This is a genomic window from Microbacterium sp. M28 (assembly GCF_025836995.1).
Classification (GTDB): Bacteria; Actinomycetota; Actinomycetes; order Actinomycetales; family Microbacteriaceae; genus Microbacterium.
Map to the genome: position 1 here is coordinate 1,475,729 of NZ_CP107546.1, position 20,941 is coordinate 1,496,669.

At 68.4% G+C, this 20,941-nt stretch carries 19 protein-coding genes and 1 tRNA gene; 14 read left to right on the forward strand and 6 right to left on the reverse strand.

What is annotated here, in order from left to right:
- The first annotated feature begins 103 nt into the window (after positions 1–103).
- From OED01_RS07320 to OED01_RS07335, 4 genes are all read left to right on the forward strand, one after another.
- Entirely contained in the window at positions 104–619 is a 516-nt protein-coding gene (locus OED01_RS07320; RefSeq protein ID WP_264157712.1) for a single-stranded DNA-binding protein, read from the forward strand.
- Between the two features lie 42 nt (positions 620–661).
- On the forward strand, positions 662–1,162 hold the full coding sequence (locus OED01_RS07325; protein ID WP_264157713.1) for a DUF6993 domain-containing protein: 501 nt from the start codon (positions 662–664) through the stop codon (positions 1,160–1,162).
- A 73-nt stretch (positions 1,163–1,235) separates the two neighbouring features.
- The gene (ettA, locus tag OED01_RS07330; RefSeq protein ID WP_264157714.1) at positions 1,236–2,915 is read left to right on the forward strand and encodes an energy-dependent translational throttle protein EttA; all 1,680 of its coding nucleotides are present in this window, start codon (positions 1,236–1,238) and stop codon (positions 2,913–2,915) included.
- A complete protein-coding gene (locus tag OED01_RS07335) occupies positions 2,866–3,378 on the forward strand; it encodes an acyl-CoA thioesterase (protein ID WP_264157715.1) in 513 nt (170 codons plus the stop codon). The genes ettA and OED01_RS07335 overlap by 50 nt, the downstream gene beginning before the upstream one ends.
- 15 nt (positions 3,379–3,393) lie before the next feature.
- On the opposite strand, the gene OED01_RS07340 is transcribed toward OED01_RS07335, so the two are convergent.
- Positions 3,394–4,290 (reverse strand): acyl-CoA thioesterase, encoded by an 897-nt coding sequence (locus tag OED01_RS07340; protein ID WP_264157716.1) that lies wholly within the window; start codon positions 4,288–4,290, stop codon positions 3,394–3,396.
- Positions 4,291–4,338: 48 nt separating this feature from the next.
- On the opposite strand from OED01_RS07340, the gene OED01_RS07345 reads away from it, so the two are divergent.
- Entirely contained in the window at positions 4,339–5,004 is a 666-nt protein-coding gene (locus OED01_RS07345; protein WP_264157717.1) for a hypothetical protein, read from the forward strand.
- Here the strand turns inward: OED01_RS07345 and OED01_RS07350 are convergent.
- The 4 genes from OED01_RS07350 to pepN all read right to left on the reverse strand — a co-directional run bounded on the left by OED01_RS07350 (position 5,001) and on the right by pepN (position 10,814).
- The gene (locus OED01_RS07350; protein ID WP_264157718.1) at positions 5,001–6,665 is read right to left on the reverse strand and encodes an FAD-binding dehydrogenase; all 1,665 of its coding nucleotides are present in this window, start codon (positions 6,663–6,665) and stop codon (positions 5,001–5,003) included. The two genes, OED01_RS07345 and OED01_RS07350, sit on opposite strands and share 4 nt — an antisense overlap.
- The gene (locus OED01_RS07355; RefSeq protein ID WP_264157719.1) at positions 6,665–7,108 is read right to left on the reverse strand and encodes a globin; all 444 of its coding nucleotides are present in this window, start codon (positions 7,106–7,108) and stop codon (positions 6,665–6,667) included. The genes OED01_RS07350 and OED01_RS07355 overlap by 1 nt, the downstream gene beginning before the upstream one ends.
- On the reverse strand, positions 7,105–8,187 hold the full coding sequence (locus OED01_RS07360; protein ID WP_413231618.1) for a mechanosensitive ion channel family protein: 1,083 nt from the start codon (positions 8,185–8,187) through the stop codon (positions 7,105–7,107). Before OED01_RS07360 ends, OED01_RS07355 begins: the two co-directional genes overlap by 4 nt.
- Before the next feature lie 74 nt (positions 8,188–8,261).
- Positions 8,262–10,814 (reverse strand): aminopeptidase N, encoded by a 2,553-nt coding sequence (gene pepN / locus OED01_RS07365; protein ID WP_264157720.1) that lies wholly within the window; start codon positions 10,812–10,814, stop codon positions 8,262–8,264.
- A 125-nt stretch (positions 10,815–10,939) separates the two neighbouring features.
- On the opposite strand from pepN, the gene OED01_RS07370 reads away from it, so the two are divergent.
- The 7 genes from OED01_RS07370 (at position 10,940) to OED01_RS07400 (ending at position 19,558) form a co-directional block, all read left to right on the forward strand.
- On the forward strand, positions 10,940–12,124 hold the full coding sequence (locus OED01_RS07370) for a ferrochelatase (protein WP_264157721.1): 1,185 nt from the start codon (positions 10,940–10,942) through the stop codon (positions 12,122–12,124).
- Positions 12,125–12,167: 43 nt separating this feature from the next.
- The gene (locus tag OED01_RS07375) at positions 12,168–12,653 is read left to right on the forward strand and encodes a ribose-5-phosphate isomerase (RefSeq protein WP_264157722.1); all 486 of its coding nucleotides are present in this window, start codon (positions 12,168–12,170) and stop codon (positions 12,651–12,653) included.
- A gap of 1 nt (position 12,654) precedes the next feature.
- A complete protein-coding gene (locus tag OED01_RS07380; protein WP_264157723.1) occupies positions 12,655–13,671 on the forward strand; it encodes an Fpg/Nei family DNA glycosylase in 1,017 nt (338 codons plus the stop codon).
- 84 nt (positions 13,672–13,755) lie between these two features.
- Positions 13,756–15,234 (forward strand): alanine/glycine:cation symporter family protein, encoded by a 1,479-nt coding sequence (locus tag OED01_RS07385; protein WP_264157724.1) that lies wholly within the window; start codon positions 13,756–13,758, stop codon positions 15,232–15,234.
- Between the two features lie 47 nt (positions 15,235–15,281).
- Entirely contained in the window at positions 15,282–15,926 is a 645-nt protein-coding gene (locus tag OED01_RS07390; RefSeq protein ID WP_264157725.1) for an FMN-binding negative transcriptional regulator, read from the forward strand.
- Positions 15,923–17,389 carry an amidohydrolase gene (locus tag OED01_RS07395; protein WP_413231619.1) on the forward strand — a complete coding sequence of 489 codons (1,467 nt, stop codon included), beginning with the start codon at positions 15,923–15,925 and terminating at the stop codon, positions 17,387–17,389. The genes OED01_RS07390 and OED01_RS07395 overlap by 4 nt, the downstream gene beginning before the upstream one ends.
- A 51-nt stretch (positions 17,390–17,440) precedes the next feature.
- On the forward strand, positions 17,441–19,558 hold the full coding sequence (locus OED01_RS07400; protein ID WP_264157726.1) for an acyltransferase family protein: 2,118 nt from the start codon (positions 17,441–17,443) through the stop codon (positions 19,556–19,558).
- Positions 19,559–19,640: 82 nt separating this feature from the next.
- On the opposite strand, the gene OED01_RS07405 is transcribed toward OED01_RS07400, so the two are convergent.
- On the reverse strand, positions 19,641–20,126 hold the full coding sequence (locus OED01_RS07405; protein ID WP_264157727.1) for a Dps family protein: 486 nt from the start codon (positions 20,124–20,126) through the stop codon (positions 19,641–19,643).
- A gap of 141 nt (positions 20,127–20,267) precedes the next feature.
- On the opposite strand from OED01_RS07405, the gene OED01_RS07410 reads away from it, so the two are divergent.
- Both OED01_RS07410 and OED01_RS07415 read left to right on the forward strand, forming a co-directional pair.
- A complete protein-coding gene (locus OED01_RS07410; RefSeq protein WP_264157728.1) occupies positions 20,268–20,804 on the forward strand; it encodes a gamma carbonic anhydrase family protein in 537 nt (178 codons plus the stop codon).
- A gap of 31 nt (positions 20,805–20,835) precedes the next feature.
- Positions 20,836–20,912, forward strand: a tRNA-Ile gene (locus OED01_RS07415).
- The last annotated feature ends 29 nt before the right edge of the window (positions 20,913–20,941 follow it).

The following is a 20,941-nucleotide window of genomic DNA, read 5'->3' on the forward strand; positions in this document are numbered from 1 at the left end:
CCACCGGTGTCGTCGAGGCCGCGGCGTCCACGACGCAGGGTTCGGCGGTACCGGGCACGCTGTTCGTCAGCCGGGCGCGACCCGGGATCATGAGGAGAAGACGATGAACGACACCATCACGATCATGGGATTCATCGGGAACGACCCTGGCGGCAACACGACGGCGGGCGGAGTCCCCGTCGTGAACTTCCGGGTGGGCAGCAGCCAGAGCCGCTACGACGCGAAGACGCAGACGTGGATCGACACCGGGACCAACTGGTACAACGTCTCGGCCTACCGACAGCTCGCCGTCCAGGCGCGCGCGTCGCTGCAGAAGGGGCATCCGGTCATCGTGACGGGCCGACTCCGGGTTCGGGACTGGGACAACGGCACGGCCCGCGGTACGAGCCTCGACATCGATGCCGAGGCGATCGGTCACGACCTGCGCTGGGGGACGAGCGCCTTCGTCCGCAACCGGCCGCCGGCCGCACGGACGTCGAGTTCGGACGCCGTCGACTCCGTTCCCGCCGAGCGGGACCCGGCATCCGAGTCCGATCTCGACGAGGACGCCGATCGTGACGGCGAGGCGGAGGTGGTCGATCCGGCTTGGGGGCTCGAGCCGACCCACACCGCTGCGTGACGTGTTCGCGGGGTCGGCGATGCGCGCACCTAGACTCGAACCGTGCTTCGCCGACCCGCCGCTCCTGCCGCTCGAACGTTCGCGTCTGCCGCGGCCGCGGTTCTCGTGCTCTCGCTCGCTGCGTGCTCCCCGGAGCCGACGCAGCCCCCGCCGCCTTCGGCGTCGGCTTCGACCGTCCCCACGCCGGGCGCGACCGAGCCGTGGGCACCGGCGCTCGTCCCGGACGGCACGGCGGCGGACAATCTGCCGCTGTTCGCCTCGGTCATCGCCCAGGTATGGGCCTCCGACCAGCGCGCGCAGGGGCGGGCCTACATCGACGCTCTCGTCGCTGCCGGGTTCGACAAGGCAGCCATGCAGGTCACCGCGGATGAGACGACCGTCGGCAATCCGGTCGAGAGCCTCCAGTTCTCGGTGCGATGGGGAGAGACCGAGTGTCTGGTCGGTCAGGTCGGCCCGTCGACGGGGGACCCCGTGACGACCGTGACGGACCAGCTCGCGGAAGGGCGCTGCCTGATCGGGGCGACGCGGCCCATCGACTGGTGACCGAGAACCGCACAGCACGCAGCCGGTAGGCTGGAGTGTCGATTCACGACGCCAACAGAAGGAGCGGTTTTCCGTGGCAGAGTACATCTACTCGATGGTCCGTGCACGCAAGGCGGTGGGCGACAAGCTCATCCTCGATGACGTCACCATGGCGTTCCTCCCCGGCGCGAAGATCGGTATGGTCGGCCCGAACGGCGCCGGAAAGTCCACGATCCTCAAGATCATGGCCGGCCTCGACACTCCGTCCAACGGCGAGGCCAAGCTCAGCCCCGGATTCTCGGTCGGCATCCTCATGCAGGAGCCGGAGCTCGACGAGTCCAAGACGGTGCTCGAGAACATCCAGGACGGCATCGCGATCAAGGCGAAGGTCGACCGCTTCAACGAGATCTCGGCGCAGATGGCCGACCCGGATGCCGATTTCGACTCGCTCCTCGCCGAGATGGGTACGCTGCAGGAAGAGATCGACGCCGCGGACGGCTGGGACCTCGACTCGCAGCTCGAGCAGGCCATGGACGCGCTGCGCACCCCGCCGGCGGATGCCGAGATCGCACCGCTCTCCGGTGGTGAGCGTCGCCGCGTCGCGTTGGCGAAGCTGCTGCTGCAGAAGCCCGATCTCCTCCTGCTGGACGAGCCCACCAACCACCTCGACGCCGAGAGCGTGCTCTGGCTCGAGCAGCACCTGCAGGCCTACAAGGGCGCTGTCATCGCGATCACCCACGACCGGTACTTCCTCGACCATGTCGCCGAGTGGATCGCCGAGGTCGACCGTGGCCGTCTGATCGGCTATGAGGGCAACTACTCCACGTACCTCGAGAAGAAGGGCGAACGCCTCGAGATCCAGGGCAAGAAGGACGCGAAGCTCGCCAAGCGCCTCAAGGAGGAGCTCGAGTGGGTCCGCTCCAGCGCCAAGGGCCGTCAGACGAAGTCGAAGGCGCGTCTGGCCCGATACGAGGAGATGGCCACCGAGGCGGAGCGCACCAGGAAGCTCGACTTCGAGGAGATCCAGATCCCGGCCGGTCCGCGACTGGGCAGCGTCGTGATCGAGGCCAAGAAGCTCCAGAAGGGCTTCGGCGATCGCGTCCTCATCGACGGACTCAGCTTCAGCCTGCCGCCGAACGGCATCGTCGGCGTGATCGGTCCCAACGGCGTCGGCAAGACCACGCTGTTCAAGACGATCGTCGGCCTCGAACCGCTCGACGGCGGCGACCTCAAGATCGGCGAGACGGTCAAGATCAGCTACGTCGACCAGTCCCGCGCGAGCATCGACCCGAACAAGACGCTGTGGGAAGTTGTCTCCGACGGCCTGGACATCATCACGGTCGGCAAGACCGAGATCCCGTCCCGCGCGTACGTGTCGAAGTTCGGCTTCAAGGGTCCGGACCAGCAGAAGAAGGCCGGCGTGCTGTCCGGCGGTGAGCGCAACCGCCTGAACCTCGCGCTCACGCTCAAGGAGGGCGGCAACCTGCTGCTGCTCGACGAGCCCACCAACGACCTCGACGTCGAGACGCTGAGCTCGCTCGAGAACGCGCTGCTCGAGTTCCCCGGTTGCGCCGTAGTCATCACGCACGACCGGTGGTTCCTCGACCGCATCGCCACGCACATCCTCGCGTACGAGGGCACGGACGAGAACCCGGCGAAGTGGTACTGGTTCGAGGGCAACTTCGAGGCCTACGAAGCGAACAAGATCGAGCGCCTCGGGCCGGATGCGGCTCGTCCGCACCGCACCACGCACCGCAAGCTCACGCGTGACTAGGCTGCACATCCCCATCCACCTTCGGTGGGGCGATCTCGACGCGTTCAACCACGTCAACAACACCTCGATGCTGAAACTGCTCGAGGAGGCGCGCGTACGCGCCTTCTGGAAGCCGGCGCCGGGGGAGCAGGCGCCGAGCACGGCGGTGTTGGACTCCGGCATCGAACAGGGCGTGCTCACGCTCATCGCGCGGCAGGAGATCGAGTACCTCGCGCCGGTGCCGTATCAGCGGCATCCGCTCGAGGTGCAGATGTGGTTCGGCAAGCTGGGCGGATCCAGCGTCGAGGTCTGCTACGAGGTGCACAACGACCCGGCATCCGTGGAGCGCGTGATCTACGCGCGCTCCACGGCGGTGATCGTGCTGGTCGATGCGAAGACGGGACGCCCGACGCGCATCAGTCCGGAGATGCGCACCGCGTGGGAACCGTACATCGGCGAGTCGATCGTCTACGCGCACCGCTGACGCTCGCCGCGCCGGTCAGTCTTCGGAGGCCTCGTCAGGGACGCGGATCATGATCTCCTGCGCGACGCTCGCCACGAGGACGGCCTCGCGCGTGTAGATCCGTCCGGAGGCCAGTCCGCGTCCGCCGCGGGCGTTCGGCGACTCCTGGACGTAGAGCAGCCACTGGTCCGCCCTCGCCGGCCGGTGCCACCACATCGCGTGGTCGAGGCTCGCCACCTTGAGCCCCCTGAGCGCCCAGGACACTCCGTGCGCGCGCAGGATCGACTCCTGGATGGTCATGTCGCTGAGGTACGCCAGAGCCGCGCGGTGCAGGCGTTCGTCATCCGGCATCTGCGAGCGGATGCGCATCCACACGGCCTGATGCGGTCGCCGCTCGCCCTCCACCGTGAGGTAGATCGGGCCCTCGACATGGCGCACGTCCGCTGGGCGGTCGCGCAGCATCCGCATCGACAGCGGATGCACCCCTGCGACCAGTTCCTCATCGGGTGCGAGGTCCTCGGGTTCGGGGATGCCGCCCGGCATGGGCACGGCGTGCTCGACACCGGGGCTCTCGTCCTGGAACGACGCGATCATGGAGAAGATCGGCACACCGTTCTGGTACGCCTGAGAACGTCGCGTCGAGAACGAGCGGCCGTCGTGGATACGATCCACCGCGATCGTCAGTCCCTGCGAAGCATCCCCCGGGCGCAGGAAGTATCCGTGCATCGAGTGGACGGCCCGCTCCGGCGGCATGGTCCGCTCGGCCGCGATCAGCGACTGAGCGAGCACCTGACCGCCGTAGATGCGCCCGGTCGGCATGGCGTGGGAGCGACCGGTGAAGATGTCCTCGGTCGTGCGCGCTGAACTCTCGTCCAGATCGAGCACGTCCAGCAGCAGATCCACGGATGCCTCGGCGTGGGCGTCTTCGCTCATGACGGTCCTTCCCGCGGCCCGGCGCCGCACCTCGGTAGTCTAGAGCGCGTGCCTCCCCGCCTCGTGCTCGCCGATCCCGAAACCGCCAGAGACGTCCTGACCTTCGTGGGCCGCGCCACGCGCATCTCCGATGAGGGCGTCCGGCTGCAGGCCCGCGGCGGCGTCCTCGCGCTCACGACAGCCGTTCTCGCTCCGCACGGGCTGTTCGATCAGACCCCGACGATCCTCGCCATGCGGATCGTCAATGCAGACCCCGAACTCGAGTGCGATCTGGTGGTGACCTCTCTCGCGGCCACCGAGGACGACCGGATGCTGGAACTGCCCGAAACCGCGCTGTCGCCGTCCTGGGCGGGTATCGCTCCGCCCCGCGGCGACTGGCAGCGCGAGACGTCTCTCACGGCATCCGGCATCGCCCAGCGTGCGCAGTGGGGCATCAGCGCTGTCGCCCACGGCACGACCCCCGGGGGCGGCGAAGAGGCGGTCCGCGCACTGCGAGCGGCGATCTGGGGCGAACCGGACCCCGACCTCGGCGACCTGCCTCGCGGCATGGCGTTCGCGGCCGACGCGCTCGGCTTCATCTCCGGGCAGGAGGAGATCCCTGTGATGCGCTCCGGCCGCTGGACGCGCATCGCGTTCCAGCGCGGGCATGTCCTGTCCCGCGGGCCGGTCGCCACGGGGCTGACGCCTGTCCGCGGAACCGGTACGGCCGGTTAGACGGATCGCCCGGCGGCGCGGCCGGCCTGGCGTCCCGAGAACAGGCATCCGCCGAGGAACGTGCCCTCCAGCGCGCGGTAGCCGTGGACGCCGCCTCCGCCGAAGCCGCTCGCCTCGCCCGCCGCATACAGGCCGGGAATCGGTGACCCAGCGGCGTCGAGCGCTCGCCCGTCCAGATCGGTCTGGATGCCGCCGAGCGACTTTCGTGTCAGCACGTGCAGCTTGACCGCGATCAGAGGGCCGGCCGCGAGATCCTGCAGCCGGTGCGGAGTAGCGGTGCGGATCAGCTTGTCTCCGCGGTACGAGCGCATCGAGCGCAGCATGCCGATCTGCGCGTCCTTGGTGAAGTCGTTGTCGATCTCGCGGTCGCGCGCGACGATCTCACGGCGGACGTGCTCGATATCCAGCAGATCGCCGTCCGGCGCCAGGCGCAGCTGATCGAGCAGGGTGTCGAGATCGTTCTCGACGATGAAGTCCTCGCCTTCGTCGAGGAACGCCTGCACGGGTCCGGTCGGCCCCTTGGCGAGCCGCGACTTCAGCAGCAGGGGCACGTCCTTTCCGGTCAGATCCGGGTTCTGCTCGCTGCCGGACAGCGCGAACTCCTTCTCCACGATCTGCCGGGTCGTGATGAACCAGGAATGGTCGTGTCCGGTCGCTCGCAGATGCGCGAGGGTGCCGAGTGTGTCGAATCCGGGGAACAGCGGAACGGGGAGCCGCTTGCCCGTCGCATCGAGCCACAGCGACGACGGTCCGGGGAGGATCCGGATGCCGTGACCGGGCCAGACCGGATCCCAGTTCGTGATCCCCTCGACGTAGTGCCACATCCGGTCGCCGTTGATCAGGTGCGCACCTGCCGCCGCGGAGACCGCGTGCATCGAGCCGTCCACGTAGGCGGGCACCCCCGAGAGCATATGAGCCGGTGCGGTCCCGAGGCGCTCGGGCCAGGACGCGCGCACGAGGTCGTGATTGCCGCCGATGCCGCCGGAGGAGACGACGGTGGCGCCGGCCGCGATCTCGAACTCCCCGACGACCTCCCGACTGCTCGCCACGCCCCGCGGCTCCGAGGTGCTCGCGAGGACATCGCCTCGCGCGCCGGTGACGGTTCCGTTCGAGAGCACCAGTTCGGTCACGCGGTGACGAGGGAGGATCGTCAGCGTTCCGGCATCCGCAGCGGTGTGGACGGCGGCCGCGAAGGGCTCGACGATCCCGGGACCGGTGCCCCAGGTGATGTGGAAGCGGGGGACCGAGTTCCCCGGCCCCAGCGCACCGTAGCCGCCGCGCTCCGCCCAGCCGACCACGGGGAAGAACCCCACGCCCTTCTCCCGCAGCCAGGCGCGCTTCTCGCCCGCGGCGAACTCCAGATACGCCTCGGCCCATCTCCTCGGCCAGGCATCCTCTGGCCGATCGAAACCGGCAGTGCCGAGCCAGTCCTGCGTGGCGAGCTCGAGGGAGTCCTTGATCCCCATGCGGCGCTGTTCGGGGGAGTCGACGAAGAACAGCCCGCCGAACGACCACCAGGCCTGCCCGCCCAGGTTCGAGAGCGGCTCCTGATCGACGAGGATGACGCGTCTCCCGGACGCCGCGGCCTCGGAGGCTGCGACCAGGCCTGCCAGCCCCCATCCGATCACCAGGACATCAGCGGACAGGGGCGTGGTGGTCATCAGTTCTCCGTCGAATCCTGACTGCGGGTCTCGAGCGTCGGTCGTCCGGCCGGGGTGGCACCGATGCCGGACGGCTCGAATGTGTTCACCATGGCATAAGCCGCGCGCTCCAGGTAGTCCCAGAGGGTGGATTCGTGCAGCGGCGACAACTGCGCCTCGTCCACGGCGATCCGCATGCAGCGCAGCCAACGGTCCCTGGCGTCCGGGTCGACGTGGAACGCGACGTGCCGCATGCGCAGGCGCGGATGCCCTCGGGTGTCGCCGTAGGTCGTCGGCCCGCCCCAGTACTGCGCGAGGAAGAGCGTCAGGCGCTCGGCCGCAGGACCGAGATCCTCCTCGGGATACATCGGCTTCAGCACGGGGTCCAGCGCCACCTCACGATAGAACGTGTTCACCAGCTTCTCGAACGTCGGCATACCGCCGACCTCGTCGTAGAATGTCACTTCTTCTCGCTTCCTGAGCCGGAGTCGCCGTCGGACCCGCCGGACTTCTTGCGTCGCCAGATCCCGCGCTCGGCCACCGGAGGAACGCCCGTCACCGCATTCGGGCGGGTGCGGGGCGGGTTGGCTCCGCGGACGCGTCGTGCGCCGTCGAGACCGGTCGGAGTGACCGTCATCATGCTGGGCACCCCGATCTCGAGCGCGTCGAGACTCTTCTTGAGGCGTGCCCGCAGCTCCTGGGCGACGTCGTCCTTCGCGTTCGCGCGGGTCTTGATGACGACGCGGACGACGAGAGCATCGCCGGTGATCGACTCGAGGCCCCAGATCTCCGGGCGCTCCACGATCCGGGTGCGCCACTTCGGGTCCTTGGAGAGCGTCTGAGCCGTCTCCAGCATCGCCTTCTCGACGGCCTCGAGATCGGCATCCGGTGCGACGCCGAGGTCGATGATCGCCCGAGCCCAGCCCTGCGACATGTTCCCGATGCGCGTGACCTCCCCGTTGCGGACGTACCAGAGCGTGCCGTTGACGTCGCGCACCTGAGTGATGCGCACGCTGACGTACTCGACGACACCGGATGCGAGGCCCAGGTCGACGACGTCGCCGATTCCGATCTGGTCCTCGGCAACGATGAACAGACCGTTCAGGACGTCCTTGACGATGTTCTGCGCGCCGAAACCGAGGCCGGCGCCGAGGGCGGCGGTGAGCAGGGTCAGGGAGCCGATGAGGTCAGGCGAGATGACGGAGACGATCATCAGAAGGGCGATGATCGTCACGGCCACGTTGATGATGTTCTGCAGGATGGAACCCAGTGTGCGCGTGCGCTGCACGAGCCGCATGTCGGCCAGGGGCGATCGTTCGAGGGCCTGCGTGTCGTCGACGTTCGCCTTGGACTTGGCGCTGTCGACGATGCGGCTGACGACCCGGTGCACGACGAAGCGCAGCGCGAGGCCGATCAGCAGCGCGACGACCACGATGATGCCGACGCCCAGCGCCTTCTCGCCGATCGGCATCAGGAACGCGAGGAAGGCGTTCCAGGCATCGGAGACCGGTTCCGTCGGGGTTTCGAGAGGAAGCAGAGGCACCACCCGATCCTATCGATCGGGCCTCTGCATCAGCTGGATCAGCGATGCAGAGGCCCGAAGGGAGCAGGTCGCGCTCAGCGCTCCTCGTCGCGGCTCTGAGCGGCGAGCGAGCGCTCGACGTCGGCGAGGTTCTCGTTGACGAGTCGACGAAGCGCGGGTGCGGCGTCCGCGTTGTCCGACAGCCACGCGCGCGTCGCGTCGCGCAGCTCGCGGCTGGCGAGAGCGGTCGGGTAGAGCCCGACGATCAGGTAGTTCGCGATCTGGTACGTCCGCGACTCCCAGATCGGCAGCAGCATGTCGAAGTAGGCGGGGACGAACTCGCCGAGCACCTCGACACCTGCGGGGTGCACGAAGCCGAGCGCGGCGGAGCGGACGATCGTGTTCGGGGCGTCGTCCTTCTCGACGAGCGACGCCCACGCGATCTTCTTGTCGGCGACGGTCGGCAGTGCCGCACGTGCCTGCGCGGCGAACTCGGCGCCCTTGGACGTGTTGTCGGCGGCGAGTGCGGCATCGATCGATGCGGCATCCGTCGCACCGATCGTCGCGAGGCCCACGAGCAGCTGCCAGGACAGGTCAGTGTCGATCTCGAGTCCGGGCAGCGTCTCCTCGCCGGACCGCAGGCGGCCGACGATGCCGGCGTGCTCGCCCGTGACGAGGTTGCCGGCGAACGCGGTCACGAACTGCAGCTGGCTGTCGCTGCCGCCCTCCGCGTTCTGCGCGAGCTCCCACAGGCCGTCCGCGACCTTCTGACGGGCCGCGGCCCGGTCGGCGGGTGCGACGTACAGGGTCGCGGCGGTGCGCAGCTGCGCGAGCGTGGTGCGGACGGTCGTCGATTCGGTCTCGCGGCCGATGTTGCCCAGGACCAGGTCGATGTAGTCGGATGCCGCGCTCTCGGCGTCGCGGGTCTGGTCCCACGCGGCGCCCCAGACCAGCGAACGCGCGAGCGGGTCCGCGATGTCGGCGAGGTGCGCGACCGCCGTGGCGAGCGATCGGTCATCGAGTCGGATCTTCGCGTAGGCGAGGTCGTCGTCGTTGAGCAGCACGAGATCCGGCCGCTTGATGCCCTTGAGCTCGGGGACCTCGGTGCGGTCGCCGTCGACGTCGATCTCGACGTAATGCGTCCGGGTGAGGGAGCCGCCCGCGAGGTCGTAGAACCCGATGCCCAGTCGATGCGGGCGGATCGTCGGGTAGTCGGCCGGTGCGGTCTGCGTGACGGCGAAACGGCTGATGCGGCCGTCGACGTCCTCCTCGACGATCGGCGCGAGCGTGTTGACGCCGGCCGTCTCGAGCCACTTCTTGGACCACGTGCTGAGCTCGCGCCCGCTCGTGGCCTCCAGTTCGGTGAGCAGGTCGCTCAGCTCGGTGTTGCCCCAGGAGTGCTTCTGGAAGTACTGGGAGACGCCGGCGAAGAACGCCTCGATGCCCACCCACGCGGCGAGCTGCTTGAGGACGGATCCGCCCTTGGCGTACGTGATGCCGTCGAAGTTGACCTGGACGTCCTCGAGGTCGTTGATCTCGGCGACGATCGGGTGCGTCGAGGGAAGCTGGTCCTGGCGGTACGCCCAGGTCTTCTCCATAGCGTTGAACGTCGTCCACGCCTCGGTCCACTCGGTCGCCTCGGCCGTGGCGATCGTCGACGCCCACTCGGCGAAGGACTCGTTCAGCCACAGGTCGTTCCACCACTTCATGGTGACGAGGTCGCCGAACCACATGTGCGCGAGCTCGTGCAGGATCGTGACGACACGACGCTCCTTCACGGCATCCGTCACCTTGCTGCGGAAGACGTACGTCTCCGTGAACGTCACAGCGCCCGCGTTCTCCATCGCACCCGCGTTGAACTCGGGGACGAAGAGCTGGTCGTACTTCGCGAACGGGTACGGGACACCGAACTTCGACTCGAAGTACTCGAAGCCCTGGCGGGTCTTTTCGAAGATGTAGTCCGCGTCCAGGTGCTGCCACAGGCTCTTGCGTCCGTAGACGCCGAGCGGGATGACGCGACCGGATGCGCTGGTCAGCTCCGAGAACGTCGCCTCGTAGGGGCCGGCGACCAGTGCGGTGATGTAGGAGGAGATCCGCGGAGTGGGTTCGAAGCCCCAGGTGGCGGTGCCCTTGTCGTCGTGGACGATCGGCTCGGGGGTCGGCGAGTTCGAGACGACCTTCCACGCGGCCGGGGCCGTCACCGTGAACTGGAACGTCGCCTTGAGGTCGGGCTGCTCGAAGACGGCGAACACGCGACGCGAGTCCGGGACCTCGAACTGGGAGTAGAGGTAGACCTCGCCGTCGACGGGGTCGACGAAGCGGTGCAGTCCCTCGCCGGTGTTGGTGTACTCGCAGTCCGCGTCGACGACGAGTACGTTCTCTGTCTGGAGATCGGCCAGGGCGATCCGGGAGTCGGCGAAGACCTCGCTCGGGTCGAGCTGCTCACCGTTCAGTGAGATCTCGCGCACCTCGCGTGCGATCAGATCGATGAAGGTGTAGCTGCCGGGCTGGGCGGTGAATCGCACCACGCTGCGCGATCCGAACACCTCCTCGCCCTTCGTCAGGTCCAACGAGACCTGATACGACTGCGTGTCGATCAGGGCGCGACGCTCCTGCGCTTCGATACGGGTGAGGTTCTCTCCAGGCACAGCTGTTCTCCCAGGGGGTCAGGGGGGTGCGACCGCTCCACGACGCTGCTGGCGCCGACGGCAACCATGACAGCCTACGCCAGGAGACGGGCGAGGCGAACGGTCCGAGGTGCAAGGATGGAGAGGTGACTGCGAACGACTCTTGCCCTGTTCCCTTCGCTTCGCCCGCTGCGGCCGGTGGTGCCCCCTTCGTCGAGGCGCCCGGCGCGTACGACGGCATCCTGCTCGCAGGATTCGGCGGTCCAGAGGGTCAGGACGACGTCATCCCGTTCCTCCGGAACGTCACGCGCGGCCGTGGCATCCCCGACGAGCGTCTCGAAGAGGTCGCGCATCACTACCGTCACTTCGGCGGCGTCAGTCCGATCAACGCGCAGAACAGGGCTCTCAAGGCGGCTCTGGAAGCGGAACTGGACCGGCGAGGGATCGATCTGCCCGTGTACTGGGGCAACCGGAACTGGACGCCGTATCTGGAGGACGCGGTTCGGGATGCCGCGTCGGCGGGCGACACCTCGCTGCTCGCGTTCGCGACCAGCGCCTACAGCTCGTTCTCCAGTTGCCGGCAGTACCGCGAGGACTTCGCGCGGGTGCTCGAGGACACCGGCTTGGGGGAGACGGTGACGATCGACAAGATCCGTCCGTTCTTCGACCACCCCGGTTTCGTCGACGCATTCCTCGTCGGCGTGCGCTCGGCGATCGAGGCATTCATCGCCGACGGCGTCGCAGCCGACGGCATCCAGGTCCTTTTCTCGACCCACAGCGTGCCGACGGACGACGCACGGCGTTCGGGGCCGAGGGACGTCGACTGGGGTGAGGGCGGTGCGTACGCGGCGCAGCACGAGGCCGTCGGCGCCTGGGTGATGGACCGCATCAAGGCCGATCTGCCCGCCGCCGGCGTCGTGGACTGGGAACTCGTCTATCAGTCGCGTTCCGGCCCGCCGACGCAGCCGTGGCTGGAGCCGGACGTGTGCGACGTGATCGGCGAGCTGCCGGGACGCGGCAAGGCCGCTGTCATCGTGGTGCCGCTGGGATTCATGAGCGACCACATGGAGGTCCTGTGGGATCTCGACACCGAAGCGGCGGAGGCCGCGGAGGAAGCCGGACTCGCGTTCGTCCGGACCCCGACGCCCGGTGTCTCGCCCGCGTTCGTCGCCGGCATCGTCGACCTCGTCCAGGAACGCCTCGAGGGACGCGCCGCGACCGATCGCGCGCACGTCACAGAGCTCGGTCCCTGGTACGACGTCTGCCGCCCCGGATGCTGCGAGAACATCCGCGCCGGCTTCAAGCCCGCCGCCGCGGGTCTCGTGCCGTAACGCGCTCGCTTCGCGCCCCCGCGCCGTCAATAGGATGGGAACCATGCGCATCCACATCGCCACCGATCACGCGGGTCTCGACTTCTCCACGCAGCTCCAGGACCACCTCCGCGGCGCCGGTCACGAGGTCGTCGACCACGGACCCGTCGAGTACGACGCGCTGGATGACTACCCGGCCTTCTGCATCCGTGCGGCGCAGGCGGTCGTGAGCGACCAGCGCGCCGGCATCGAGGCGCTCGGTGTGGTCTTCGGCGGTTCGGGCAACGGCGAGCAGATCGCCGCGAACAAGGTCGAGGGCGTCCGGGCCGCGCTGGTGTGGAACCTGTCGACCGCCGAGCTCGCGCGGGAGCACAACGATGCGAACGTGATCTCGATCGGAGCGCGTCAGCACACGTTCGACGAGGTCGTGAGCTTCATCGACCGCTTCATCGCGACGCCGTTCTCGAACGACGAGCGGCACGTGCGCCGCATCGGACAGATCGCGGACTACGAGCGCGACGGGTCGCTGCTTCCGGACCCGAGGGGCTGACATGCCCGAGGGGCATTCCGTCCACCGGATCGCGCGTCAGTTCGCTCGGAACTTCGTGGGAAAGCCGCTCGCGGCTTCGAGCCCGCAGGGGCGCTTCGCCGAGGGCGCGGCCGTCCTCGACGGGCGCGAGGCCGTCAGTGTGCAGGCTGTGGGGAAGCAGATGTTCCTCGAGACCGAGGGGGACGTCTGGCTGCGGGTGCACCTCGGCCTGTACGGGGCATGGGACTTCGCCGGGGAGATCCTCGTGGATCCGACGATCGCGTCGGCCAACGGTCGGATGGGGCAGACGAATCAGCGGGGCACGGACCTGGGCGAAGCGGCGCAGGACGACGCGATCCTGGACGATGCGGGGGAGAACTCGCTGTCCTCGATCGGTGCACCCCGCCGAGCCCGCGTGCACGTGCGGATGTCCGAGCAGACCAGAGGTCTCGCCGACGACGACGCGACCGAGTGGCCGCCGCCCGTGGTGGGTCAGGTGCGGCTGCGACTCCTGACGGACATCACGTGCGCCGACCTCCGAGGGCCGACCGCATGCGTGCTGCAGACACCGGAGGAGATGCTCGCCACCGTCGCGAAGCTCGGTCCTGACCCGCTCGTCGGCGACCCGGACGAGGGGGAGGAGCGGTTCGTCCGCGCGGTGCGGAAGAAGTCGACCGCGATCGCGCTGCTGCTCATGGATCAGAGCGTCGTCAGCGGCATCGGCAACGTGTACCGGGCGGAGATGCTGTTCCGGGCCCGGCTGAACCCGCATACGCCGGGCCGCGACGTTCCGGAGGAACGGGCCCGCGAACTGTGGCGGGATTGGGTGCGGCTGCTGGCGATCGGCGTCGAGACCGGTCAGATGATGACCATGGACGACCTGTCGCCGGAGCGGTACCGCGCGGCGATGGCGAGTCGTGATGACCGGCACTGGGTCTATCACCGCGCGGGGCTGCCGTGTCGGATCTGCGGCACCGAGATCGCCCTGGAGGAGATCGGCGCACGCAAGCTTTACTGGTGCCCCTCCTGCCAGGCCTGATTGTCGACACGACGGCAGGTCGTGCTCGACCCTGAGCGTTCGCTGTGCGACTATTTCGTGCACCGACGCACGATAGGAGCTTCCATGGACCTCACCGGAGTCGAAGGATTCCTCTCCTGGCTCAGCGGGATCATCTGGGGGCCGTTCGTCCTCATCCCGCTGCTGCTGGGCACAGGCCTGTACCTCACCATCCGCCTGGGCGGACTCCAGTTCCTGAAGCTCGGATCGGCACTGCGCCTCGGGCTGTTCACCCGCAAGGACCCCGATTCGGACGGTGACATCTCCCAGTTCCAGGCGCTGACGACCGCCCTGGCGGCGACGGTGGGCACCGGCAACATCGTCGGGGTGGCGACCGCCATCGGCATCGGCGGGCCGGGCGCCCTGTTCTGGATGTGGATCACGGGACTGCTGGGGATGGCGTCCAAGTACTCCGAGGCCTTCCTCGGTGTCCGGTTCCGCAAGACGGATGCCGCCGGTGAGAAGTCCGGTGGACCGCAGTACTACCTCGAACGCGGGATCCCGAATCGGTTCGGCAAGTTCCTCGCGCTGTTCTTCGCGATCGCCGCGGTGATCGCGTCGTTCGGCATCGGCAACATGACGCAGGGCAACTCGATCGCCTCGAACATGGAGAACAGCTTCCATGTGCCGACCTGGGTCACCGGCCTCGTGCTCACGGCCTTCGCGATGGTGGTCCTGGTCGGCGGCATCAAGTCGATCGGTCGTGTGACCGCCGGACTCGTGCCGATCATGATCATCTTCTACGTGCTGGGTGCCCTCTACATCCTCATCGCGAACATCGCGGACGTCCCCGCGGCCTTCGCGCAGATCTTCACCGACGCGTTCACGGGGACCGCGCCGATCGGCGGATTCGCCGGATCCGCGATCATCATCGCCGTCCAGTTCGGCGTGGCCCGCGGCATCTTCTCGAACGAGTCGGGCATGGGCTCGGCGGCCATCGCGGCCGCCGCCGCGAAGACCAGTCACCCGGTGCGGCAGGGCCTGGTCTCCATGACGCAGACGTTCATCGACACGATCATCGTGGTCACCTGCACGGGGCTCGTGATCATCACCACAGGCGTGTGGAACATGACCGACCCCGAGACCGGGGAGCCGATCAGCCCGGCGCTGATGACCGGCGAGGCTTTCTCGCACGGGCTTCCGGGCGAATGGGGGCACTACATCGTCACGATCGGCCTCGTGATGTTCGCCGGGTCGACGATCCTCGGCTGGTCGTATTACGGCGAGCGCTGCATCGAACGCCTCCTGGGGCGCAAGGCCGTGATGCCCTTCCGTGTCGTGTTCTCCCTCGTGGTGTTCATCGGATGCACGGTCCAACTCGGCGTCGTCTGGGCGTTCTCGGACGTCATGAACGGCCTGATGGCGCTGCCGAACCTCATCGGTCTCCTCGTGCTGTCCGGTCTCATCGCCCGCGAGACCAAGAAGTACCTCGCGAATGATCCGAAGCTCCGGGCCAGCACTGCCGAGGTGAACGAGTTCATGGCCGGCGACAAGGGCTTCGAGGAGTGGAAGACCCAGGCGATCCCGGTCGTCGGGACGAAGTAGCCGCTCGGGTGGCCGGCCGCTGCTCCACCCGGTCGTAGTCTGGTCGTATGCGTCAGAACCCCAGCTTCACCCTCGCCGACGTCGAGGAGATCAGGCGCGTGATCGACCTCAACCCGTGGGCGACGCTCGTCAGCGCCGCCGACGACGGGCTCGTCGCATCGCACTACTCGGTCATGTTGGATGAGGACCGTGACGACCTGACCGTCGTCGGGCACGTCGGCCGGCCCGACGACATGATCCACGGCATGGGCGAGCGCGAACTGCTGATCGCCTTCCAGGGGCCGCACGGCTACATCTCTCCGGGGTGGTACGACCCCGAGACGGCGAGCGTTCCGACCTGGAACTACACGGCGGTGCATCTCGCCGGGGTCCCCGAGATCCTCGACACGGCGGAGAACCTCCGGATCCTCGACCGGCTCGTCGAGCGCTTCGAGTCGCGGATGCCGGACCCCCGGCTCATGTGGCAGCGACCCAATGACGAATCCTTCGTGCGCCGGCTGGAGGCGGGCACCGTCGGGTTCCGGCTCACGCCGACCCGAGTGGTCGCGAAGCGGAAGCTGAGTCAGAACAAGGATGCCGCGACGGTCGAGAACGTGATCGCCGAGCTGCAGGGTGACGGCGTCTACGCCAACCCGGCGCTGGCCGCCGAGATGCGCCGTGCGCAGGATGCTCGCACCGGGAAGGTCTCGTGATCGGGGCGCACCTCGATGCGCTGCGAGCCGTGCGGATCGCCGGGCCGGGGCGCGAGTTCCTGTTCGACGACGAGCCCGTCGACGTGCTGATCCGCGAGGGACGGATCGTGGACATCGCGCCGACCGGCGCGGTGGCGCTGCACGGCGAGGTGCTGGATGCCGAGGGCTCATGGGTCGTTCCTGGACTCTGGGATCATCACGTGCACGCCGTGCAGTGGGCGCTGGCGTCCGATCGCACCTGGTTGGGGGACACGACGTCGGCTCGTGAGGCCGCTTCGGTGATGGCGGCGGTGCCGCCGCGCCGCGACGGTCGACGCATCGGCACGGGGTTCCGCGACGCGCTCTGGCCGGATGCCCCGGGCCTGCCGGTGCTCGATTCGGTCACCTCCGATGTCCCGACGTATCTCATCAACGCCGACGTGCACAGCGTGTGGTTGAACTCCGCCGCGCTCGCGCGCGAGGGGTTCGGCGCACCGGACGGCGTGCTCCGGGAGGAGGACGCGTTCGAGATCTCCCGGCGACTCAACGCCGTCGACCAGGAGCATGCCGATGCCGCCGTTCGCACGGCGGGGGAGCAGGCGGCGGCGCGCGGCATCACGGGCATCGTCGATTTCGACATGGCCTGGAACGCGGATGCCTGGAAGCGGCGGATCTCGGGCGGCTTCGACGTCCACCGCGTCGAGTTCGCGGTGTATCCCTCGCATCTGGAGCGGGCGATCGCAGCGGGGATGCGGACCGGGGACGCCGTCGACGAGGGCGGCCTCGTGAAGGTCGGGCGACTGAAGGTCATCAGCGACGGGTCGCTGGGCACGAGGACGGCGGCGTGCTCGCACCCGTATCCCGGGGACGGCTACGGCGTGATGACCGTCGATCTGCCCGAACTGACGGATCTGCTCACGAGGGCCGCCGGGTCCGGACTGGAAGCATCCGTGCATGCGATCGGCGATCGCGCGGCGGCGGCGGCCCTCGACGCGTTCGCGCGATCCGGCGCCGCCGGGACGATCGAGCACGCGCAGCTCGTGCGCCATGCCGACATCGCCCGCATCGCGCGCCTGGGGCTGGCCGCCAGCGTGCAACCGCAGCATGCGCTGGACGATCGCGACATGGCGGCGCGACTGTGGGTCGACCAGACGGGGATCGCGTATCCGCTGGCCTCGCTCCTGCGAGCCGGGGTCGAGGTGCGGCTGGGCTCGGACGCACCCGTGACGGCTCTGGATCCCTGGCGGGCGATCGCCGCCGCGGTGACGCGGACGGACGACGATCGGGAACCGTGGCAGCCGCACGAGCGCCTGAGCATCGACGAGGCCATCGCTGCGAGCGTCCGCTCCGCCGTGCGTCCCGGTGATCCTGCAGACCTCGTGGTGTGCGGCCGCGACCCCCGCACTGCTGAGGGTTCGGAGCTGCGCCGGATGCCGGTGGATGCCACGATCCTCCGGGGAATCGTGACGCACGCGGCATCCTGACCGCAGCGCGGTCGTCACGATCTCGGCGTCGCGCGCGCTAGCGTTGTAGATGTGAATTCCGCTCCGCAGACGACGTCGCCCGTCAGATCCTCGCTACGCCGTGACCGGTCTCCGGAGCACGCGACGGCTTCGCGGTTCATTCCGCACGTCCAGGGGCTCAGGGCGATCGCCGTCCTCTTCGTCGTGCTGTACCACTTCTGGCCCGGCAGGCTCAGCGGTGGCTACGTCGGTGTCGACATCTTCTTCGTCATCTCCGGATTCCTGATCACATCGCATCTCGCGAGGGAGCTCTCGGCGACCGGCACCGTGAAGCTCGGGCAGTTCTGGGCGCGCCGCGCACGGCGACTGCTCCCGGCTTCGCTGCTCGTCCTGCTGTTCTGCGCGATCGTCGCCGCGATCCCGCTTCTCACGCCGACATCGGCCGTACCCGCCGAGGTCAAGGAGATCATCGCCTCCACGTTCTACGTGGAGAACTGGTACCTGGTCCTCAACTCGGCCGACTATCTGGCGCTCTCCGGAGAGCCGACCACGGTGCAGCACTACTGGTCGCTGTCCCTTGAGGAGCAGTTCTACCTGCTGTGGCCGCTGATCATGCTGTTCGCCGCGTGGATCGCCGTCAAGTGGTTCCGCGGCGCGCAATTGCGCGCCGCGGCGGTCGCGATCGGCGTGGTGTCGGTCGCCTCCTTCGTGTTCTGCGTGGTCTACACGATCACGGACCCCGCGCCGGCGTACTTCATCACCTTCGGGCGGATGTGGCAGTTCGGGGTCGGCGCCGTCATCGCACTGGTGCCGATGCTGCGGGTCCGCAACGCGGTGGTCAGCTTCGTGCTGGGCTGGGCCGGCATCCTCGCTCTGCTCTACACCGCGTTCCGCTTCGACGGGCAGACGCCGTTCCCCGGCTACATGGCTCTCGTTCCGACGCTCGGCGCCGCCGCGATCATCGCGGCATCGAACACCGACCGGTGGTGGTACCCGACCCGGCTGCTCGCGATCCGTCCGATGCGGTTCACCGGTGACATCTCGTACAGCCTGTATCTCTGGCACTGGCCGCTGATCGTGATCGCCCCTTCGGTGCCGTTCTGGGGGCTGACGATCTACCATCGCGTCGCGCTGCTGGTCCTGTGCTTCGTGCTGGCGTGGCTCACCAAGCGCTTCGTCGAGGACCCTGCGCGGTCGTGGAAGGTGCTCACCAAGCGGCCGCCGAAGGTCACGCTGTGGGCGTCGCTCGCCGCGATGGTTCTGGTCGGTGCGACGGCGGCCGGCGGCTGGGCCGTCAATGCTCCCGCTTATCAGGCGGGCACGCAGGCGATCCAGGATGTGCGCGAGAACCCGCCGGCATGTCTGGGTGCGGCCGCAGTGCTCGACGAGTCCTGCGCGGATGCGGAGTTCGACGCGATCCTGCCCGCGCCCGGCTTCGCCGGCGTCGACAAGCCCACCGACGACCAGTGCTTCATGCAGCTGAACGACTCCCGCCCGGTGTCGTGCGAGTTCGGCTCGGACGACCCGGCGGCACCGCAGGTTGCACTGATCGGCGACAGCCACGCGTATCAGCTCCTGCCGACCTTCCAGAGCATCGCCGAGCGCGAGGGCTGGCGTCTCACGACCTACTTCAAGGGCGCGTGCGCGTGGAACACCACTCCGCTCGCGAAGGGCGGCTCCTTCGGCGCCGCCTGCACCGACTGGCGAGAGCGGGTCGACGAGAAGCTGGCGGACAGCGACTTCGACGTCGTGTTCACGGCCGCCATCTCGAACACGTCCTTCTCCTCGGCGGGCTTCGACTCTGCTCAGGATGCCGCCGTCGCCGGCTACCGGGAAGCATGGTCGACCATGACCGAACGCGGCATCCCGGTCGTCACGGTGGTGGACAACCCCGGGTGGGAGACGGATCCGAACAAGTGCCTGCGCACGAGGGACCAGGCGGAGTGCTCGGGGCTGCGCGCCGACGTGCTGGCGGAGGAGGACCCGATCGCGGAGGCCGCCGCAGGGATGGCGGACGTCACGCTTCTGGACTTCACCGACGTGTACTGCGATGAGGAGACCTGCGCGCCCGTCGTCGGCGGCGCCAACATCTATCGGGACCAGGACCACCTGACCGTCACGTTCGTCGACACGCTGGCTCCGCAGTACACCCAGGCGCTCACCGACGCCATGGCCGGCGCCGGAGGGTGAGGTCACCGTCGGGCGGGGAGCTCGCTCCGCGCTGAGACGACGAATGCCCCCGGGATGACCCGGGGGCATTCGTGGCGGTTCGTTACGCGGCGACGTGCGCGACGAGGAACCAGCGGTCCTTCTCGAGGCCGCGCATGATCTCGATCGCGACGTCCTGGCTCGTCAGATCGATCTCGTCCAGTCCGTCGATGGCGGCCTTCGTGTCGACGAGGATCGCATCGATGTCCGCGACGATCGCGCGGATGATCTCGTCGGACTGGGCGAAGCCGGCCGGGACGGGCGTCTGCGGAGTCTTCGCGGCGACCGCGGCGACTCGTGCGTCGATCGGCAGCCCCAGAGCGACGATGCGCTCGGCTGCGGTGTCGGCGAAGTCGCCGGCGTGAGCGACGATCGTGTCGAGCAGCTCGTGGACGCCGATGAAGTTCGCGCCCCGGACGTGCCAGTGCGCCTGCTTGCCGTTGATCGTGAGCGCCTGGAGCCCGAGCACGACCGGGGAGAGGAACTGCGCTGCCGCCGCGGCGACCGTGGGGTCGCTGGCGGTCGTGGAGATGGTCTGTGCCTTGCTCATTCTGGTGCCTCCCGGACGTCGTCTTTCGTACCTGATGAACACAACCGTACTCAGCCTCAGACATTCCGCAAGCAAGCTGAGGCTCGGCTAATGACCCTGGAATACCGCGGAAACACGCGGATCTGAGGATAGTCTCGCCTTATGAGCATCTCGTCAGCGGCCTCCATCATCGCGCTGTCGGAGCGTGCACCGACGATCGCGGACGACGCCTTCGTCGCGGACGGTGCCCGCGTCGTCGGCGCGGTCACCCTCGAGAACGGTTCCAGCGTCTGGTACAACGCCGTTCTGCGCGCCGATTCGGCGTCGATCAGCGTCGGCGAGGGCAGCAATCTGCAGGACAACGTCTCCGTCCACGTGGATGCCGAACACCCGGTGGTCATCGGACGCCGCGTCTCTGTCGGACACAACGCCGTCGTGCACGGGTGCACGATCGGAGACGGGTCGCTGGTGGGCATGGGCGCCGTCGTGCTGTCGGGTGCGGTGATCGGAGCCGGATGCCTCATCGCCGGCGGTGCCGTCGTGCTCGGCGGCACCGAGGTGCCCGACGGATCGCTCGTCGCCGGAGTCCCCGCCAAGGTACGGCGCGCTCTCACGGCCGAGGAGAGGGCGGGGCTGATCACGAACGCGGAGATCTATCGCGAACACGTGCGCACGCACGAGGCCGGCACCGCTCTGTAGCGGGCGCGGGCACCGATAAGCTGGTGCTCACGGGGCCGTGGCCAAGCTGGTCAAGGCAGCGGGCTCATAACCCGACGATCGTGGGTTCAAGTCCCACCGGCCCCACCACTCGTCCTCCTGTCGCGCGGCTGACAGAC

What these genes read in the sequence shown, in the direction of transcription:
- OED01_RS07375 (WP_264157722.1), top strand. Translation starts at nt 12,168, where the DNA reads ATGCGCATCCACATCGCCACCGATCACGCGGGTCTCGACTTCTCCACG.
- OED01_RS07380 (WP_264157723.1), top strand. Translation starts at nt 12,655, where the DNA reads ATGCCCGAGGGGCATTCCGTCCACCGGATCGCGCGTCAGTTCGCTCGG.
- OED01_RS07350 (WP_264157718.1), bottom strand. Translation starts at nt 6,665, where the DNA reads ATGACCACCACGCCCCTGTCCGCTGATGTCCTGGTGATCGGATGGGGG.
- OED01_RS07320 (WP_264157712.1), top strand. Translation starts at nt 104, where the DNA reads ATGAACGACACCATCACGATCATGGGATTCATCGGGAACGACCCTGGC.
- OED01_RS07390 (WP_264157725.1), top strand. Translation starts at nt 15,282, where the DNA reads ATGCGTCAGAACCCCAGCTTCACCCTCGCCGACGTCGAGGAGATCAGG.
- OED01_RS07410 (WP_264157728.1), top strand. Translation starts at nt 20,268, where the DNA reads ATGAGCATCTCGTCAGCGGCCTCCATCATCGCGCTGTCGGAGCGTGCA.
- OED01_RS07340 (WP_264157716.1), bottom strand. Translation starts at nt 4,290, where the DNA reads ATGAGCGAAGACGCCCACGCCGAGGCATCCGTGGATCTGCTGCTGGAC.
- OED01_RS07385 (WP_264157724.1), top strand. Translation starts at nt 13,756, where the DNA reads ATGGACCTCACCGGAGTCGAAGGATTCCTCTCCTGGCTCAGCGGGATC.
- OED01_RS07405 (WP_264157727.1), bottom strand. Translation starts at nt 20,126, where the DNA reads ATGAGCAAGGCACAGACCATCTCCACGACCGCCAGCGACCCCACGGTC.
- OED01_RS07335 (WP_264157715.1), top strand. Translation starts at nt 2,866, where the DNA reads ATGCGGCTCGTCCGCACCGCACCACGCACCGCAAGCTCACGCGTGACT.